We start from the raw sequence: 17,603 nt of genomic DNA on the forward strand, positions 1-17,603 counted from the left end.
GTCTTGAGTTCCTAATTCCTAATTCCTAATACTTAGTCCCTAGCTTCCATCCATCTAGGAACTAGGCATTGATTTCTAGGAACTTTAAATACAAAAAAGGCGACTCGAGAGCCGCCTTTTACAAGATTCTGCGCTAAACGCTTATCTTAAAGTAATGATTACTTAGAGATGTGAGCGATTAGGTCTAGAACTTTGTTTGAGTAACCGATTTCGTTGTCGTACCAAGATACAACTTTAACGAAGTTGTCAGTTAGAGCGATACCAGCTTTAGCATCGAATACTGAAGTTTGAACTTCACCGATGAAGTCTTGAGAAACAACTTGATCTTCAGTGTAACCTAGAACACCTTTAAGAGCGCCTTCAGATGCTGCTTTCATAGCTGCACAGATAGCTTCGTAAGATGCACCGTTTTTAAGGTTAACAGTTAGGTCAACTACAGAAACGTTAGCAGTTGGTACGCGGAAAGCCATACCAGTTAGTTTGCCGTTTAGTTCTGGAAGAACAACGCCTACAGCTTTAGCAGCACCAGTTGAAGATGGGATGATGTTTTGAGAAGCACCACGACCACCGCGCCAGTCTTTAGCAGAAGGACCATCTACAGTTTTTTGAGTAGCAGTAGTTGCGTGAACTGTAGTCATAAGACCAGATTCGATACCGAATTCGTCGTTAAGAACTTTAGCGATAGGCGCTAGACAGTTAGTAGTACAAGAAGCGTTAGAAACGATGTCTTGACCAGCGTAAGTGTCTTGGTTAACGCCCATTACGAACATTGGAGTCGCGTCTTTAGAAGGACCAGTTAGAACAACTTTCTTCGCGCCAGCAGTGATGTGCTTACGTGCAGTCTCGTCTGTTAGGAAAAGACCAGTTGCTTCAGCAACAACGTCTACGTCGATTGCGTCCCACTTAAGATCTTCAGGGTTACGCTCTGCAGTAACACGTACAGTCTTACCGTTAACGATTAGGTTACCACCTTCAACTTCAACAGTACCGTTGAAACGGCCGTGAGTTGAATCGTACTTAAGCATGTATGCCATGTACTCTACGTCGATTAGGTCGTTAATACCTACTACTTCGATGTCGTTACGCTCTTGCGCTGCACGGAAAACGAAACGGCCGATACGGCCAAAACCGTTAATACCTACTTTGATAGTCATTATAGTTGCTCCACAACTTAATTTCTGATTAAAGATAACTGGTAGTAAAATTACAGAACCCAGTCAAAATCTGCAACAGATAATCGGACTTAACTTGTTTAAAGTCAAAAAAAAGCGTCGCTTTTTTTCACAATTATTCTTAAATGGCGATGTTTTGAACGGATTACTGGTTTTTTCCCTAACCAGTTGACGTAAAATAGTTCAGATGACTGTCAGTCTTGCTGAAAGTTTAACCATCCTGTTATGGTTTCAAAGTATGTGCTACAAAAGCATTTGAGTGCAAGTTTTTCAAAAAAAAAAGTCTAAATTAAAAATGAGAATACGGAGATTTGTTGGCATGAAAGAGAGTAGAGGTAAAGTCGTAAAGCCCGATGAGCACTGGCGTGAAGTCTTGTCAGAAGAAGAATATCGAGTATGCCGTCAGCAGGGGACTGAGGCCCCATTTAGTGGAAAGCTGCTACATAACAAGCAGACAGGTGTTTATTCGTGTACTTGCTGCAATGCCCCTCTATTTAGCTCTGAAAGTAAGTACGATTCAGGTTGCGGTTGGTCAAGTTTTGATGCCCCTATTTCTGGTGGGGCTATTCGCTATTTAGAAGATCTGAGTCACGGTATGGTGCGTACCGAAATAAGATGTGCGGCTTGTGATAGCCATTTGGGTCACATTTTTCCTGATGGACCAAAAACAACAGGTGAACGCTTCTGTGTTAACTCGGTGTCGTTAATTTTCAACAATTCATAAAAAAGCGGTGATTTAATCACCGCTTCGTGTTTCATCCTTTCATTATGTTTAAGGTTTCAATTTAGGCACCATTGACGCCTTAAACTCACCACTTTTTACTGCATCTACAATATCATCTGCAATATCATCGAGTTGTTGATAAATAATGTCACTAAAACCGTATAGAAGTTGAAGTTCAGATTCTGAAGCAATAGGTACTTCAAAGTTTTTCGCGACCATGGTCCAAATGTAGGCTTCTTTCTTCATCCCGAGGTTGTAGGTAGTGCTAGCCAGAGTTTTAAAAACTTCGTTGTTAATGTTGCTGCTGTTAGTGAGTTCCAAAGTGTGAATCAGCAGTTGGTGAGTTTTCTGTTGGTCTCGGCTGGTGTAGAAGGTTGCTAATGCATACTGCATTTCAGCGCTTTCGAGTGCTGGACTCCCTTCTAGTTGGAGGAAACTACGACGTGCATCATCACTGCCCGTTTGGCTCCAAAGGAAGTAAAGTGACTCGGGTGATCGTGATTTAGATAAGGTCGCTACGATTGTCTCTAGGTCATCTCCTGCATTAACCAGCGCATTAAAGCGTTGCTGCTTAAGGGCAGACTGATCGATAGGCTGAATTTGGGAAGCGAGCTCCAAACATTTCTTATATTCTGCCACAAGTTTATATTCTTGAATTCGATTCAAATCACTTGGGTCTTTTAGCACCTCGAAACGATGCCACGCTAGATTGGTTCTTGGTACTCGGCACTGACCGTCTCCCATGTTTAGGCGTTCACATTGAAGCGCAGGATTGTTTTTACACAGTTGCTCGGTGTTTTTATTGGTTTCGAAACATCCCGTAAGACTCAAGGATATGCCGAGTAGAGTGAGTAAATTTAAGGTCTTCATACTGTTGTTGCTTGTGATCCGTTACACTTATTCATTATTGTTATCTTGACTGCGCCAACAAGCCAGTTAAGGTGCGCGTATTGCGACTGACTTTAAGGATAGACTATGGACGCAGAGCAGTTAATTGACGCTATCACACCTGAGGCGTATGAGCGTCTACTTTTCGCCGTAGAAACAGGCAAGTGGCCTGAGGGTACCCCACTTTCGCAGCAGCAGCGAGACTCTTGTATGCAAGCTGTGATGTTGTATCAATCTAAACATAACGCTGAAGCTCAGCATATGACGGTGGCCAAAGGCGGAGAGATTAGCTTCAAATCAAAAGCGGAACTCAAGAAGCAATTCCAACCTGGTCAGAAAGATATCGTTAGAGTTAACCCAAACGAATAAAAAAGGCAGGATTCAATCCTGCCTTAATTCTTTGTACTGGTGTTAGCCACAGCACTTTTTATATTTTTTTCCGCTACCGCAAATACATGGATCGTTGCGGCCGATTTTCAAACTCTGCACGGGTTGAGTGGTTCTAAAGTCGGGTTGAGACTCTTGCGGTGCTTGTTCAATGAAAGTACCGTCGATATAAAACCATAAGCCACGCTCTTTGATAAATCTCGAACGTTCTTGCAAGCAAAACTGTTCGCCGTCCTGGTTAAAGTAGGCCTTAAACGTCACGAAACCTTCAGTGTCATTGTCGCTTGGTTCTGAACTTAGGATTTCTAATCCACACCAATCACTATCAATTGACTCAGCAATCGCTTCGCGCTCATTTTCCGCTTGGCAACTCGGGTGGTAAGTATCAACGACGTAGTCAACCAATCCTTTCACATGGGCAGAGTATCGTGATCGCATCAACTGCTCTGGAGTCTGGGCGAGTGCATGATCTCTATGAATAGGCTCGCAACACTGACGGTATTCCTTTGAAGAACCACAAGGACACGCTTTCATAAAAACTCCACTTAATTGGTTTTTACAGAAAGAAGATCCGCTGTCCATTTCACGGAGGCATCGTAGCATTCGCTCAATACGATTTCGTCAACACCAATGGAATCACTATGACGGCGAACTTCTTCCCACTCGGCTTGCTCATACGCTTTGGTGAGCATCAAAATTTCGCCTAGTATGCCGACATTATCGGTGATTGCGAGTTTAATTGACTCGTCGACGGAAATTTCGTCGACAATTTGTTCTAGTGGTCTATCTAATAAACTATCGAGTAGCGAGAACATGCCGGTTAAGAACGCGACACCCGACTCAAGCTTAACGTCCAAGCGAGAGGCGAGAAGTTCACAATAACGCGCCCGCTGAATTGATAGCCCGTACAAGTAATCTGGCTTACTATCTTGGGTTGAAGCGAGTGAAACCAAAGAGATAAATTTGCGTAGCTTGTCTTCACCTAAATAGACCAGAGCTTGTTTAAACGACTGGATTTTTGTTTGAACAATCGATGATGAGTTGACGAAAGACAATAGTTTGTACGACAGGGTGACATCTTTGCTAATCAGGGATTCGATGGACTCATAGTCCATGTCTTGCTTAGAAATTTCGGTAAGAAGCTGAATGACTGTCATAAATGAGGGCTCAAGCGACTTGCGACTGATCATTTCAGGTTTACTAAAAAAGTAGCCCTGGAAATATTCAAAGCCAGCTTGTTTGGCCTGGTCAAACTCTTGATAAGTTTCCACTTTCTCGGCAAGAAACTTAATGCTGGTGCCCGATAAACGCAGAATGAAATTGCGTGCCTTTTCAATAGGTACTTGGCGAATATCGAACTTAATAATCGAGACGTAGGGTAGGAAAGCCCGCCACTCTTTGCTTGGGACGAAATCGTCAAGCGCAATTTTATAGCCCGATTTAGCCATCTCTTTAACGGCTGCAAGCAACTCTTTGGTCGGTTGGCAATCCTCTAAGATTTCGATCACCAGGTTGTCGGATGGAAATAGGGTTGGAACCTTATTAATTAAGCTTTGGTAAGGAAAATTAACAAACCCAAGTTTGTCGCCCAGCGTTTCATAATGCGTAGATAAAAAGTGATCGGACAACAAGCGACTGGTTGCTTGCTCTGGATCGATTTCAGGGAAAGTGTTCTGTGGACCATCCCGAAACAGAAGCTCGTAGCCAATCGTTTGCTTGTTGCTATCTAAGATAGGCTGTCTAGCGATGTATGAGTATTTCAAAGTCTATCCGCTTTCAGTTTAAAGTGACAATATTTATCTGCTAATAAGAATGGACTAAATAACTGTAAAATTAAGTGATTTAGCCTGCAAAAGGTCGCTGTTGTAACTCAAATCCGTTCTGATCGTAAACTAAAACTGATCCTTGAGTATACCAATCACCTAATACAACACGAGTATAGTCTGAATTGTCGACTTGGAAGGTATGGACGTTAGGTCTATGGGTGTGACCATGGATCATTAGATCAACGTTGTGACAGCGCATTATGTTTTCAACTTCGCTTTGAGTCACGTCCATGATGTCGAGCGATTTCGTCTGTTTCTCTGTTTTTATATCAGATTGGACCTTATTGACAATCTTCTTTTTAATGAACATTGGAATACGATTGAACACCCACTGCAACCATGGCTGGTGGACTTTAGCGCGGTATTCGAGGTACTTCACATCTTGAGTGCAGAGAGTATCGCCATGAAGGATTACGGCTCTGCGTCCGTATAAATCGATGACGGTTTCATCACCGAGTAATTTAACGCCAGTCTGGCGACTAAATCGGCTGCCGACGAGAAAGTCACGATTTCCTTGGGTAAAAAAACATGGGATACCGCTATTGGTAAGCGCTTTAAATTCAGCTCGTATTGAACAAGCGAAATCTGAGCGATCATCATCGCCAATCCAAAACTCGAACAAGTCTCCAAGCACATACAACGCTTCGGCATGTATTGCTTCTTCACGCATAAAACGAACGAAACACTCAGTGATGTCAGGACGAGCAGGGGAAAGGTGTAGATCAGAAATAAAAAGTGTGGTCATAGTCAGATCGCAAGAGAGCGCATAACGCGCTCTCTTTTATAGGGATTATTCTTCGATTGTAGTACCGGTAATCAGTACGTCTTCCAGTGGGACATCTTGGTGCATGCCGTAAGAACCTGTACTTACACCTTTGATCTTGTTGACGATCTCCATGCCTTCAACAACTTCAGCGAAGACACAGTAGCCCCAACCATCTAGGCTTTCGCTGCGGAAGTCTAGGAAAGTATTGTTGTTAACATTGATGAAGAACTGAGAACTCGCAGAGTGCGGTTCCATAGTGCGAGCCATAGCAAGTGTACCTACTTTGTTGCTAAGTCCGTTGTTTGCTTCGTTTTTAATTGGAGCGCGAGTCGCCTTCTCTTTTAGGCCAGACTCCATGCCACCACCTTGAATCATGAAACCATCGATAACACGGTGGAACAGAGTGTTGTCGTAAAAACCATCACGGCAGTACTGTAGGAAGTTTGCACATGTTTCTGGTGCTTTTTCTTCGTTGAGTTCGATTTTGATGTCACCAAAATTAGTGTGAAGGGTGATCATGATTTTTTCCTTTAGCTGTGTTTTTGCTCTGAAGCCAAGATTCTAACGTAACTTTTCGGACATTAATACGTGAAAAGTAAGGGTTGAGACCTGAGTATAGGTGTTAATGGCGCCTTTTTGCGCATTTGAGGGATTACCTAATAGTGTGTGAATTGATATACTGAGCCACTATTTTGTTTGACTAAAAAATTAGAAAGAGATCATGTTAAAGATATATAACACACTCACACGACAGAAAGAGGAATTCAAACCAATCAATGCTGGCAAGGTTGGCATGTATGTCTGTGGGGTAACCATCTATGATCTCTGTCATATTGGTCATGGCCGTACTTTCGTTTCTTTCGATGTGGTTTCTCGTTACTTACGCTACTTAGGTTACGATCTAACTTTCGTGCGCAACATCACTGATATCGACGATAAAATCATCAAGCGTGCAAACGAAAACGGTGAAACATGTGATTCGCTGACCGAGCGTTTAATTGGTGAAATGCATGCCGATTTCGACGCGCTAAATATGAAGCGTCCTGATATCGAGCCACGAGCGACAGAATACATCAAAGAGATTATGGAGCTGGTTGAAAAGCTCATTGAACGTGGTTTTGCTTATGTTGCTGATAATGGCGATGTGATGTTTGAAATCGCTAAGTATGATGATTACGGTAAGCTTTCTCGCCAAGATCTAGAGCAGCTACAAGCCGGTGCTCGTGTCGAGATTGAAAGTGCTAAACGCAGTTCACTTGACTTCGTGCTATGGAAAATGTCTAAGCCAGGTGAGCCGACTTGGGAGTCGCCTTGGGGGCCAGGTCGTCCGGGTTGGCATATTGAATGTTCTGCAATGAACTCATCAATTCTTGGCAATCATTTTGATATTCATGGCGGTGGTTCAGATCTGCAGTTCCCACACCATGAGAACGAAATTGCCCAATCATGCTGTGCACATGGTACTGACTATGTGAACACTTGGATGCACAGCGGTATGGTGATGGTTGATCGTGAGAAAATGTCTAAGTCACTGGGTAACTTCTTCACTATCCGTGACGTATTAGGCCACTACGATGCTGAAACAGTACGCTACTTCCTAATGTCGGGTCACTACCGTAGCCAGCTTAACTACAGCGAAGAGAACTTAAACCAAGCGCGTGCTTCGTTAGAGCGTTTATACACATCACTGCGTGGTTTGGATTTATCGATACCAGCAGCAGGTGGTGAAGAGTACGTGAGCCGCTTTACTGAAGCGATGAACGATGACTTCAACACTCCAGAAGCATACTCAGTACTGTTCGATATGGCGCGTGAAATTAACCGCCTTAAAGCAGAAGACGTCGCTTCGGCAAGTGCGCTTGGCTCACTAATGCGTGAACTTGCAGACGTGATCGGTATTCTTCACCAAGATCCGGAATCTTTCTTGAAAGGGGATGCAGGCAACGATGATGAAGTGGCAGAGATCGAGGCGCTAATTAAACTGCGTAATGATTCTCGCGCTGCTAAAGATTGGGCGAATGCCGACATGGCACGCGACAAGCTAACAGAGATGGGCATCGTGCTAGAAGACGGCGCTGAAGGCACAACTTGGCGTCGTAAGTAATCGTAAAACCAATTCAAAAAAGGGCTGATAATTCAGCCCTTTTGTTTAAACCTTTTAATCTTTAGGGAAACAAATAGTGGCTCAGATGTACTTCTATTACTCGGCTATGAATGCGGGTAAATCAACCACTCTTCTTCAATCTTCTTTTAACTACCAAGAGCGTGGTATGAACCCGGTGATCTTCACCGCCGCACTCGATGACCGTTATGGTGTAGGTAAAGTTAGTTCACGTATTGGCTTGCAGTCAGACGCGCAACTGTTCAATGCGGAATCTAATCTTTATCAAGAGATCGCTGCGTTAAACGAAGTAGAAAAGCGTCACTGTATTCTGGTTGATGAGTGTCAGTTCCTGAGTAAAGAGCAGGTTTACCAACTGACGGAAGTGGTCGATAAACTGCATATTCCAGTGCTTTGTTACGGATTAAGAACCGATTTCTTGGGTGAGCTGTTCGAAGGCAGTAAATACCTACTGTCGTGGGCAGACAAGCTGATTGAACTGAAAACTATTTGTCACTGCGGTCGTAAGGCAAACATGGTGATTCGTACTGACGAGCACGGCGTTGCGATTAAAGAGGGTGACCAAGTCGCGATTGGTGGTAATGACCGCTATGTATCAGTGTGTCGTGAACATTATAAAGAAGCACTAGGTAAATAGTGGAAACAAACAAAAAAGCGAAGCCATGAGCTTCGCTTTTTTGTTTGTATTCGATAATCGTAGATTAACGAGCACGGAAGACGATGCGACCTTTTGATAGATCGTATGGAGTCATCTCTACAGTTACTTTGTCACCAGTAAGAATACGGATGTAGTTCTTACGCATTTTACCAGAGATGTGAGCAGTAACTACGTGGCCGTTTTCTAGCTCAACACGGAACATTGTGTTTGGTAGAGTATCAAGGACAGTGCCTTGCATCTCAATTACGTCTTCTTTAGCCATTTAATCCTCTTTTAAAAAATGGGCGATTTCAACCGGCGCATAATGCCGATAAAAATGAATAATGTAAAGTTGGGCGGTATTCTACCCTTGCCAACGCTGATTTACTAGCCTTTGATGACGCTGAAAACGGACTTTATAGTTCATCGCTGGACATTCATCGATTTGATAGCCCAAATAGAGCCACTGTTTACCCTGTTTTTGGCAGTACTCAATCTGATATAACACGCCCAGAGTACCAAGGGATAGGGCATAGTCTGGATCGAAAAAGGTATAGAAGGCACTGGCACTATTCGAGAGTACATCGGTGACAGCAATAGCAATCAGTTTGTCTTGATCGTAGATATGCAGAAATTGGGTGTTTAGCCATGCGCATTGTGAAAATTGAGCGAACTCTTTTTTCTTTGGCGGGTACATGGTTCCTTTGCTGTGGCGTGTTTCAATATAGCGCGCATAGAGTTCGAACCAATTATCATCCATGGTCTCTTTGAGTTGCCAAGTAAAGGTTTTGGCTTTACTGAGCAGTCGCTTTTGATTTTTAGATAAAACAACATCAGGGATAGAGACTCTTAATGCTTCACACGCGCAGCAATTATCACAGTGGGGTTTATAGATGGTATCGCCACTGCGTCTGAAACCATTGGCGAGCAGTACCTCATAGCTCGAACCACAGTGCATGTTCGGTTCTAGAGCGACCGCAACTCGCTCCTGTCGCTCTGCAAGGTAGGCGCATGGGTGACTATCGGTTAAGCCAATACGGATTTGTTGTAAATCGGAACTCATTCCTCTCCCCGTCCATCAAGAGTTAAAGCCTGCTTTAAGAAACAGTTTTCTAGCAGCGGCTTACTGTTAAAGGATAGCAGTCTTTGGCTAAAGTCTTGACGATTAAGCTCTATTGCCCCGAGAGATGCAAGGTGGGGGTTTAGCACTTGGCAATCAATTAGCTGGCCTTGGTGACGTTTAAAGTGCTCGCAGAAATACCATAATGCAATCTTCGAAGCATTAGTGACCAAGCTAAACATCGACTCCCCACAAAACACTTGGCCAATCGCGAGACCGTACAACCCGCCGATCAGTGTATCGTTTTTCCATACTTCGACCGAGTGGCAGTGACCTTGCTGAGCTAGTTGCTTGTATGCGGTTCGCATCTCCTCATTAAGCCAGGTTTCTTCTTTACTCCGTGTTGATGCGCAGTAATCAATTACTTGGTCTGTTGCGTGATTGATAGTGACTTGATATTGATGTTTACGTTGAAATTTTTTCAGGCTTTTCGCTGGCTGAAAGTTTTTCGGGTCAAACACAGCGCGCGGTGAAGGGCTCCACCATAAAATTGGTTCACCAGGGCCATACCAAGGAAAGATGCCATTTTGATAGGCCAACAATAGCCTTTCTGAACTAAGGTCACCGCCAAACGCGAGCAAACCATTTGGGTCGTCTAGGGCATCAAAGCTGGATGGAAACCAAAGTTCATCACAGTCGAGTTCAGTTAGGTATATCGTCATGGTGGATTGAGCAAAACAAAATCAATAAATAACTAAAGATCATATGGGTTTTTCTTATGCATTGCCAATGCGGCTTGGTAAAGAAATACTTCAAAGCCGCGGCTTAGCGTGGACGGAGGAGATAATTATTCGGTTTGATTCGCTGTTTGGGTCTGGTTTTAGATGGTGAATTTAGATAGTCTGCAAGTACGAAGAATTTTTCATCGTCCCGTTAGGAAGGCGGGATGTGCAAGGAATATCAATTTTAATGGAAAGCCTTACGTTACAACCTATCAATAAAGTCAATGGTGAGGTCAACTTACCAGGTTCAAAAAGTGTTTCTAACCGAGCGTTACTACTGGCTGCACTAGCAAAGGGTACCACTCGTTTAACTAACCTACTCGACAGCGATGATATTCGCCATATGTTAAATGCACTAACGCAACTTGGCGTGGTGTATAGGTTGTCTGAAGATAAAACGGTGTGTGAAGTTGAAGGCTTAGGAAGGCCATTTGATGCACCACAAGCGTTGGAACTGTTTCTAGGTAACGCTGGTACGGCAATGCGTCCACTTGCTGCGGCATTATGCCTAGGTGGTGGTGAGTACGTACTTACGGGTGAGCCGCGCATGAAAGAGCGCCCAATTGGCCACCTAGTGAACGCGCTACGCCAAGCGGGTGCTGAGGTTGAATACTTAGAAAACGAAGACTACCCACCGCTGAAAATTGTTGGTACTGGGTTGAAGGGTGGCACGGTTGAAATCGACGGTTCTATCTCTAGTCAGTTCCTAACGGCATTCCTGATGTCTGCACCATTGGCGCAAGATGACGTCACTATCAACATTGTTGGTGAGCTAGTTTCTAAGCCTTACATCGACATTACTCTGCATATCATGGCTCAGTTCGGTGTTGAAGTTGAAAACAACAACTATCAGAGCTTTGTAGTACGCAAGGGTCAAATTTATCTGGCTCCGGGTGACTTCTTGGTCGAAGGCGACGCCTCTTCGGCATCTTACTTTCTCGCTGCTGCGGCAATCAAAGGCGGTGAGATTAAAGTTACCGGCATCGGCAAAAACAGTATTCAAGGTGACATCCAATTCGCAGACGCGCTAGAGAAAATGGGCGCTGAAATCGAGTGGGGTGATGATTACGTGATCTCACGTGTGGGTGAGCTTAAAGGTATCGATATGGACTACAATCATATCCCAGATGCCGCGATGACAATCGCCACCACTGCGCTGTTTGCTCAGGGTACGACAGCGATTCGCAACGTGTACAACTGGCGCGTGAAGGAGACTGACCGCTTAGCAGCAATGGCAACCGAGTTGCGTAAGGTTGGAGCGGAAGTAGAAGAGGGTGAAGACTACATCATTGTAACGCCACCTGCTCAACTTAAGCATGCCGCAATTGATACCTATGATGATCATCGCATGGCAATGTGTTTCTCACTCGTTGCATTAAGCGATACGCCTGTGACCATCAATGATCCTAAGTGTACGTCTAAGACCTTTCCGGACTACTTTGACAAGCTAGAAGGCTTGAGTTCGTAGAGCGGAAGCTGCGCTTTTGAATAACGGGAACGGGCTTCGCCCTATAGAACACTGCGTTCCGAGAATCGAGTTCGGACTTTGAAGACAAATCGTCACTCTATAGAACGACGAAGCAAGGACTTGAAATAAAAAGGATTGACACTAAGTGTCAATCCTTTAATTTTTCTCGCTTTCTCGCTTTCTCGCTTTCTCGCTTTCTCGCTACTTTTCCAACGTAAACTCTTTCGACAGATGGTGCGCTAAATACTTAAACATATTGAACACGGCTGTCGTTTGCGACGTTGGTAGGCCGTTGTCGTCTAGAAAGTAATTCCCTTTGAATACCAACACGTCGTCTTTTTCTTCAACGCTCTCTGCACGCATCCCCTCGATGTAGTCGTCATGCTCTTGGATTAGGTGGTTGGCAATAATTAATAGCTCAAATGGTGAGATAGTCTTTTTGTCGCTCATGGGGTTACCTTTACTCGTGTTGAACTTCTATATAAAAGAAGCAATGTGGGGATTGTAGGTAGTTGGTCGATAATTTCAATCACAATAGCGGCATGAGCTTAAAGACAGAGTTGAATTTCACTCTGTAGGTTTTGTGACTCGCGACAAAAAAAGTCATTTTGCACTAGCGTTGAAGATATTGTGACGTTTAGTATGTGGCGTTTTCTAGCTGAGCGAATAAGATTCAGTGCTCGCTTATTTACTTGTCAGCATATCACCTGAACATCGCTGAATTGTCGACCAGTCAAGATAGAAATTAAAAAAAGATATTGATCTTCTTGTAATCTCGCTCAATAGTAAAAAAAGAAGCAAAGTATTAAGTATGTCGTGCGTTAATTCGCACTCGATAAAGGACACTTGAGTCAATTATGGGTAAGTCACTGGTTATTGTGGAGTCGCCAGCTAAAGCGAAGACCATCAATAAGTATTTAGGTAAGGACTTCATTGTGAAGTCCAGTGTAGGTCACGTGCGTGATCTGCCTACTGCTGGCCAGAGTACTGGTCAGAAAGCTGCTGCGGTATCAACCAAGGGCTTAAGTGCTGAAGAAAAAGCACGTATCAAGAAAGAAAAAGATCGTAAAGCTCTAATTAAGAAAATGGGTATCGACCCATATCACGGTTGGGAAGCGAATTATCAAGTTCTGCCAGGCAAAGAGAAAGTCGTGGCGGAACTGCAAAAACTAGCGAAAGACGCGGATAGCGTTTATCTCGCAACCGATTTAGACCGCGAGGGAGAGGCTATCGCTTGGCACCTTCGTGAGATCATCGGTGGCGATGAAGAGCGATACAAACGTGTTGTGTTCAACGAGATTACTAAAAATGCTATCCAACAGGCGTTCGAAAAACCGGGCGAGCTTAGTATGGATGGCGTTAACGCCCAACAAGCGCGTCGTTTTATGGACCGCGTGGTTGGCTTTATGGTTTCTCCACTATTGTGGAAGAAGGTTGCGCGTGGTCTATCTGCGGGCCGCGTACAGTCTGTTGCGGTTAAACTACTCGTAGAGCGTGAGCGCGAAATCAAAGCGTTTATTCCAGAAGAGTTCTGGGATATTCATGCTGATACCAAAACCCAAGACAAAACGGATTTCCGTCTGCAAGTTGCACAAAAAGATGGTGTTGCTTTCAAACCTGTTAATGAAGCGGAAACCAAAGCGGCGATGTCTGTGCTTGAAAAAGCGCGCTACGAAGTGTGTAAGCGTGAAGACCGTCCGACATCAAGCAAACCTTCAGCACCTTACATTACCTCAACACTGCAACAGGCAGCGAGTACTCGCTTAGGTTACGGCGTTAAGAAAACCATGATGTTGGCTCAGCGCTTGTATGAAGCAGGTTACATCACCTATATGCGTACCGACTCGACTAACTTGAGCTCTGAAGCAGTAGAAGCGGCTCGTGGTTTTATCGCGAGTGAATTTGGCGACGCTTACCTGCCTAGCAAAGCTATTGTTTACGGTAGCAAAGAGGGCGCTCAAGAGGCTCACGAAGCGATTCGACCATCTGATGTATCTGTGAAAGCGGATGATCTCAATGGTATGGAAGCAGATGCGCACAAATTGTACTCTTTGATTTGGAATCAGTTTGTTGCTTGTCAGATGACACCAGCAAAATACGACTCGACTACAGTTAGCGTGAAAGCGGCTGAGTACACGCTAAAAGCGAAAGGTCGTATCTTGAAATTTGACGGTTGGACTCGCGTTCAGCGTCCATTGGGTAAAAACGAAGACCAGATTCTACCTGCAGTACAGGTGGGTGATGCGATTGAACTTGTTGCTCTTGAACCTAAGCAGCACTTTACTAAGCCGCCAGCGCGCTTTACAGAAGCTGCGTTAGTTAAAGAGCTTGAAAAGCGTGGTATTGGCCGTCCTTCAACGTATGCGTCAATCATCTCTACCATTCAAGATCGTGGTTATGTGAAAGTGGAACAGCGCCGCTTCTATGCTGAGAAGATGGGTGAAATTGTGACTGACCGTCTAGACGGTAGTTTCGATGAACTGATGAACTACGAGTTCACATCGCGCATGGAAGAGAAGCTCGACCAAATCGCTGAAGGTGAGGCGAATTGGAAAGGTGTACTAGATAGTTTCTTCAAAGACTTCACTGGCGATCTAGAGAAAGCGGAGCAAGACGAAGAACAGGGTGGCATGAAGCCAAATCATATCGTTTACACTGATATTGAGTGTCCGACTTGTTCGCGTCAAATGGGTATTCGTACGGCGTCTACTGGTGTATTCCTTGGCTGTTCTGGCTATGCGTTACCACCGAAAGAGCGTTGTAAGACCACTATCAACCTTGGCGATGAAGATGGCGTCATTAACGTTCTTGAAGAAGATGTTGAAACCGCGGCTTTGCGTGCGAAGAAGCGTTGTCCTATCTGTGAAACCGCAATGGACGCTTACCTAATCGATGATAAACGTAAGTTGCATGTTTGTGGTAATAACCCGAACTGTGAGGGTTATGTTGTTGAGCATGGTGAGTACAAGGTTAAAGGTTATGACGGCCCAGTTGTTGAGTGTGACAAGTGTGGCAGCGACATGGTATTGAAGAATGGTCGTTTTGGTAAATACATGGATTGCACCAGCGATGATTGTAAAAATACGCGTAAGATCTTAAAGAATGGTGAAGTAGCGCCGCCGAAAGAAGACCCTGTTCACCTACCTGAACTTCCGTGTGAGAACTCAGACGCTTACTTTGTATTGCGTGATGGTGCTTCGGGTCTGTTCTTAGCCGCAAGTACTTTCCCTAAATCACGTGAAACTCGTGCACCATTAGTGGAAGAGCTGGTTCGCTTTAAAGATCGAATTTCGCCTAAATTCCACTACTTGGCCGATGCCCCAGAGAAAGATCCGGATGGCTTGCCAATGGTGGTTCGATTTAGCCGTAAATCGAAAGAGAACTATGTACGCTCTGAGATTGATGGTAAACCTTCGGGTTACACTGCACTTTACGTTGATGGCAAATGGGAAATTACCGATAAGCGTAAGAAACCAGCTAAGAAGAAATAGACGTTTCGAGACTAGAAAAGCAGCCTTAAATGGGCTGCTTTTTTTTTGAACCGAATGATCAACTGTTTTCATTTTCATGAGAGCAAGCTAATACATTTGGCTTATTGATCGGATGAATGATGGGATCTGGAAAGGCTTTTTTGACAATATAGTAAGTAGCTTCTATTGGTTTAGATCACCCACCGGAAGGACATCAGGAAACAAAGACTCAAGCTATTGACGTTTCTAGCCATCGTCAGTGTGACTTTTCTATTTTCTGCTTATAGCGTTTCTAAGCAAGTGATAAGCGGCGTGGTGGAACAGTTACTTTGGAAGTATGCACAAGTTTCTGCTCATCATGATGCAGAGACTCTGCTCGCGCCCATTATTGAGGAGGTCAATATTGTCAGCGAGCTTGCCTCACATCCGAATGTCAGTTCATGGGGTTATCACAGTAATGATGATGTGTATCGGACCGTTGCCGAAGACACTCTTGACCTCTATCGATGGCGTCTTAAGTCTAAGAATTTTTTTATTGTACTCGACCAAAATCTCGCCTATCACTTCAATGATGTCCAGAGCATTCGCAAACAAACTTTCCTTCGTTACCATTTAGACCCTGAATCTCTCAAAGATCAGTGGTATTTCGAGCAAAAGCACAATGGCAGTGATTTAAATGTCAATATTGCTCGAGATGCACACCTTGGTCTTACGCGGGTGTGGATCAATAAACGTATCGAGAAAAACGGTCAGTTCCTTGGCATAGTTGGAACAGGTATTGATACTGAACTGCTTTTTGACCGTTACAGTGTTGGGCATTCCCATGCTCTAAAAACCATGTTTGTTGATGACAACTTTAGAGTTCAGTTCTTGGTGGATGGAGACAAGCTTGATTACTCATTGCGTGATAGCAAAACAACCAAACCAACTCTAAGTGACTATATCACCGCTGATGCAGAGTACGCGACTCTGCAGAAATTAATGCAAAGACAAAAGCTAGGGGAAGAGGCCGAATTATCCATGGTACATCAGGAGGGAGGGCAAGCGGTGGTTGCCATTCACTACATTGAGGCCTTGGGCTGGTATGAGCTCACTTTTGTCAACGTAGACGACATGGTACCTAACTGGGTAGCAACCGTGTTGGTTATTCCCCTTATACTGGTTGTTCTATTTAGTATGTTGCTCAGTTACTGCTGTCTTGTAAAACACTGGATAGAGCCGAATGAACGACTGAAACAGCGCTTTATGAAGTTAACTAAATCGGAGCCAGAATCTAGAAGTATCGATGAGATGTTTGCCGCGATAGAGCATGAAATAATGTCCGCACGTACTGAGGTTGAAGAGTTAGTGGCATTGCGCACTGAACAGCTTGACAAGCTTGCGGTGATTGACGTTGTCACTGGTTTGTATAATCGCCAAGGATTACAACGAGAATTGCGAGCTGAATTGGCTAGGTCGTCCAGAGAGCAGTTTGATTTTGGCTTGATATGGATTGATGCTGGTTTGGTGAGCCAAGGTACCAGCAAGTTTGATACCAGTAAGCATCAATGGGTGTTAGAGGCAGTAGCAGAGAGTATAAAACGAGCGATAAGGGAATATGATGTTGCAGGTCGTTGGCAAGATGATGAGTTTTTGCTGCTTGTTCGCACGGGAAACAACGATACCCTGCATCAGATCGCCAATCGGATTAAACAGTATTTCGAGGCTACCCAAGAGGATAATGAATCGGCGAAAGAGTGGGTTGGCAAGTTTTCAATCGGTGGTACCTTGATTAAACCAAATTTGTCTATGCAGCAAGCGTTAGCCTTGGCTGATAGCTCTTTATATGTGGCGAAGTCGAAACCAAGCAGCGCCGTTTATATTCATGATGTTTCGAATGCAGCGTAATCGAGAGCTTTGTTCGGCGATGAAAAGATGAATAATTAATAATCACATCTATGTTTGATATTGGATAATGTGAGCTGTCGCAGGCACTGGCAAAGTAATGGATGTCCTTAGCATAGTACAGCATATTTTAAATTGTAATCTTGCTGAAATACGATAAGTTATAATAAACCTCTTGCACAAGACGTAGTTACGCTTGATTGCTAAGGCATGGGCCTTGAGCTCGTTTGATCTTGCTGCAGGTTGTACCAACTAGGAATGGTACAACCGGCTTTGTTGCGTAATTCAGACGAGAAACCAAACCTCCTAAAGTTGAGCGACTTTTATACAATATACTGAGTTTCAGGCATACCAAGCCCTGTAAGTTTGTTCAGTGCTTTGATCATGGCGTAAGTCTCGCCAACCTGAGCGTTGTAA

General features: G+C 44.1%; 17 protein-coding genes. 7 read left to right on the forward strand and 10 right to left on the reverse strand.

The genetic code is table 11. The features are described 5' to 3' along the window. Positions 1 to 158: 158 nt before the first annotated feature. Positions 159 to 1,154, reverse strand: a complete 996-nt coding sequence (gene gap / locus QTO00_RS03890) for a type I glyceraldehyde-3-phosphate dehydrogenase (protein WP_004748683.1) — start codon at positions 1,152 to 1,154, stop codon at positions 159 to 161. A gap of 337 nt (positions 1,155 to 1,491) precedes the next feature. Between gap and msrB the strand changes: the two genes are divergently transcribed. Further along, positions 1,492 to 1,896 carry a peptide-methionine (R)-S-oxide reductase MsrB gene (msrB, locus tag QTO00_RS03895; RefSeq protein WP_331423081.1) on the forward strand — a complete coding sequence of 135 codons (405 nt, stop codon included), beginning with the start codon at positions 1,492 to 1,494 and terminating at the stop codon, positions 1,894 to 1,896. A 48-nt stretch (positions 1,897 to 1,944) separates the two neighbouring features. Here msrB and QTO00_RS03900 read toward each other — a convergent pair whose 3' ends face one another. Beyond that, positions 1,945 to 2,766 carry a DUF2989 domain-containing protein gene (locus QTO00_RS03900; protein WP_331423082.1) on the reverse strand — a complete coding sequence of 274 codons (822 nt, stop codon included), beginning with the start codon at positions 2,764 to 2,766 and terminating at the stop codon, positions 1,945 to 1,947. Positions 2,767 to 2,871: 105 nt separating this feature from the next. Between QTO00_RS03900 and QTO00_RS03905 the strand changes: the two genes are divergently transcribed. Next, the gene (locus QTO00_RS03905) at positions 2,872 to 3,153 is read left to right on the forward strand and encodes a YeaC family protein (protein ID WP_331423083.1); all 282 of its coding nucleotides are present in this window, start codon (positions 2,872 to 2,874) and stop codon (positions 3,151 to 3,153) included. 42 nt (positions 3,154 to 3,195) lie between these two features. On the opposite strand, the gene QTO00_RS03910 is transcribed toward QTO00_RS03905, so the two are convergent. The 4 genes from QTO00_RS03910 to QTO00_RS03925 all read right to left on the reverse strand — a co-directional run bounded on the left by QTO00_RS03910 (position 3,196) and on the right by QTO00_RS03925 (position 6,282). Continuing rightward, the gene (locus tag QTO00_RS03910) at positions 3,196 to 3,705 is read right to left on the reverse strand and encodes a YchJ family protein (protein ID WP_331423084.1); all 510 of its coding nucleotides are present in this window, start codon (positions 3,703 to 3,705) and stop codon (positions 3,196 to 3,198) included. A gap of 11 nt (positions 3,706 to 3,716) precedes the next feature. After that, positions 3,717 to 4,934 carry an EAL and HDOD domain-containing protein gene (locus tag QTO00_RS03915; protein ID WP_331423085.1) on the reverse strand — a complete coding sequence of 406 codons (1,218 nt, stop codon included), beginning with the start codon at positions 4,932 to 4,934 and terminating at the stop codon, positions 3,717 to 3,719. A gap of 79 nt (positions 4,935 to 5,013) precedes the next feature. After that, positions 5,014 to 5,742, reverse strand: coding sequence for a UDP-2,3-diacylglucosamine diphosphatase (lpxH, locus tag QTO00_RS03920; protein ID WP_331423086.1), 729 nt, complete (start codon positions 5,740 to 5,742; stop codon positions 5,014 to 5,016). Positions 5,743 to 5,787: 45 nt separating this feature from the next. Then, complete coding sequence (locus QTO00_RS03925) at positions 5,788 to 6,282, reverse strand: peptidylprolyl isomerase (RefSeq protein WP_331423088.1); 495 nt, start codon at positions 6,280 to 6,282, stop codon at positions 5,788 to 5,790. 202 nt (positions 6,283 to 6,484) lie between these two features. Here QTO00_RS03925 and cysS point away from each other — a divergent pair, with 202 nt between their 5' ends. Further along, a complete protein-coding gene (gene cysS / locus QTO00_RS03930) occupies positions 6,485 to 7,867 on the forward strand; it encodes a cysteine--tRNA ligase (protein WP_331423090.1) in 1,383 nt (460 codons plus the stop codon). A 76-nt stretch (positions 7,868 to 7,943) separates the two neighbouring features. Next, complete coding sequence (locus QTO00_RS03935) at positions 7,944 to 8,522, forward strand: thymidine kinase (RefSeq protein WP_038205454.1); 579 nt, start codon at positions 7,944 to 7,946, stop codon at positions 8,520 to 8,522. Between the two features lie 64 nt (positions 8,523 to 8,586). Here the strand turns inward: QTO00_RS03935 and infA are convergent, their stop codons facing one another. The 3 genes from infA to aat all read right to left on the reverse strand — a co-directional run bounded on the left by infA (position 8,587) and on the right by aat (position 10,304). After that, complete coding sequence (infA, locus tag QTO00_RS03940) at positions 8,587 to 8,805, reverse strand: translation initiation factor IF-1 (protein ID WP_001040192.1); 219 nt, start codon at positions 8,803 to 8,805, stop codon at positions 8,587 to 8,589. An 81-nt stretch (positions 8,806 to 8,886) separates the two neighbouring features. After that, positions 8,887 to 9,585, reverse strand: coding sequence for an arginyltransferase (locus QTO00_RS03945; RefSeq protein WP_331423094.1), 699 nt, complete (start codon positions 9,583 to 9,585; stop codon positions 8,887 to 8,889). Continuing rightward, positions 9,582 to 10,304, reverse strand: coding sequence for a leucyl/phenylalanyl-tRNA--protein transferase (gene aat, locus QTO00_RS03950; RefSeq protein ID WP_331423096.1), 723 nt, complete (start codon positions 10,302 to 10,304; stop codon positions 9,582 to 9,584). Before aat ends, QTO00_RS03945 begins: the two co-directional genes overlap by 4 nt. Before the next feature lie 247 nt (positions 10,305 to 10,551). On the opposite strand from aat, the gene aroA reads away from it, so the two are divergent. After that, on the forward strand, positions 10,552 to 11,832 hold the full coding sequence (gene aroA, locus QTO00_RS03955) for a 3-phosphoshikimate 1-carboxyvinyltransferase (protein WP_331423098.1): 1,281 nt from the start codon (positions 10,552 to 10,554) through the stop codon (positions 11,830 to 11,832). A 201-nt stretch (positions 11,833 to 12,033) separates the two neighbouring features. Here the strand turns inward: aroA and QTO00_RS03960 are convergent, their stop codons facing one another. Beyond that, the gene (locus QTO00_RS03960; protein ID WP_331423100.1) at positions 12,034 to 12,282 is read right to left on the reverse strand and encodes a YciN family protein; all 249 of its coding nucleotides are present in this window, start codon (positions 12,280 to 12,282) and stop codon (positions 12,034 to 12,036) included. Between the two features lie 407 nt (positions 12,283 to 12,689). On the opposite strand from QTO00_RS03960, the gene topA reads away from it, so the two are divergent. Together topA and QTO00_RS03970 are read left to right on the forward strand one after the other, a co-directional pair. After that, positions 12,690 to 15,323, forward strand: coding sequence for a type I DNA topoisomerase (topA, locus tag QTO00_RS03965; RefSeq protein ID WP_331423101.1), 2,634 nt, complete (start codon positions 12,690 to 12,692; stop codon positions 15,321 to 15,323). A gap of 216 nt (positions 15,324 to 15,539) precedes the next feature. After that, entirely contained in the window at positions 15,540 to 17,189 is a 1,650-nt protein-coding gene (locus tag QTO00_RS03970; protein WP_331423102.1) for a GGDEF domain-containing protein, read from the forward strand. Positions 17,190 to 17,603 lie beyond the last annotated feature (414 nt).

Origin of the sequence: Vibrio sp. M260118, from assembly GCF_036533755.1 — a bacterium.
Lineage (GTDB): Bacteria > Pseudomonadota > Gammaproteobacteria > Enterobacterales > Vibrionaceae > Vibrio.

Excerpts from the sequence above, each read along its gene's own strand:
- gap (WP_004748683.1), bottom strand. The coding sequence starts at position 1,154 with ATGACTATCAAAGTAGGTATTAACGGTTTTGGCCGTATCGGCCGTTTC.
- msrB (WP_331423081.1), top strand. The coding sequence starts at position 1,492 with ATGAAAGAGAGTAGAGGTAAAGTCGTAAAGCCCGATGAGCACTGGCGT.
- QTO00_RS03900 (WP_331423082.1), bottom strand. The coding sequence starts at position 2,766 with ATGAAGACCTTAAATTTACTCACTCTACTCGGCATATCCTTGAGTCTT.
- QTO00_RS03905 (WP_331423083.1), top strand. The coding sequence starts at position 2,872 with ATGGACGCAGAGCAGTTAATTGACGCTATCACACCTGAGGCGTATGAG.
- QTO00_RS03910 (WP_331423084.1), bottom strand. The coding sequence starts at position 3,705 with ATGAAAGCGTGTCCTTGTGGTTCTTCAAAGGAATACCGTCAGTGTTGC.
- lpxH (WP_331423086.1), bottom strand. The coding sequence starts at position 5,742 with ATGACCACACTTTTTATTTCTGATCTACACCTTTCCCCTGCTCGTCCT.
- QTO00_RS03925 (WP_331423088.1), bottom strand. The coding sequence starts at position 6,282 with ATGATCACCCTTCACACTAATTTTGGTGACATCAAAATCGAACTCAAC.
- cysS (WP_331423090.1), top strand. The coding sequence starts at position 6,485 with ATGTTAAAGATATATAACACACTCACACGACAGAAAGAGGAATTCAAA.
- infA (WP_001040192.1), bottom strand. The coding sequence starts at position 8,805 with ATGGCTAAAGAAGACGTAATTGAGATGCAAGGCACTGTCCTTGATACT.
- QTO00_RS03945 (WP_331423094.1), bottom strand. The coding sequence starts at position 9,585 with ATGAGTTCCGATTTACAACAAATCCGTATTGGCTTAACCGATAGTCAC.
- aat (WP_331423096.1), bottom strand. The coding sequence starts at position 10,304 with ATGACGATATACCTAACTGAACTCGACTGTGATGAACTTTGGTTTCCA.
- aroA (WP_331423098.1), top strand. The coding sequence starts at position 10,552 with ATGGAAAGCCTTACGTTACAACCTATCAATAAAGTCAATGGTGAGGTC.
- QTO00_RS03960 (WP_331423100.1), bottom strand. The coding sequence starts at position 12,282 with ATGAGCGACAAAAAGACTATCTCACCATTTGAGCTATTAATTATTGCC.
- topA (WP_331423101.1), top strand. The coding sequence starts at position 12,690 with ATGGGTAAGTCACTGGTTATTGTGGAGTCGCCAGCTAAAGCGAAGACC.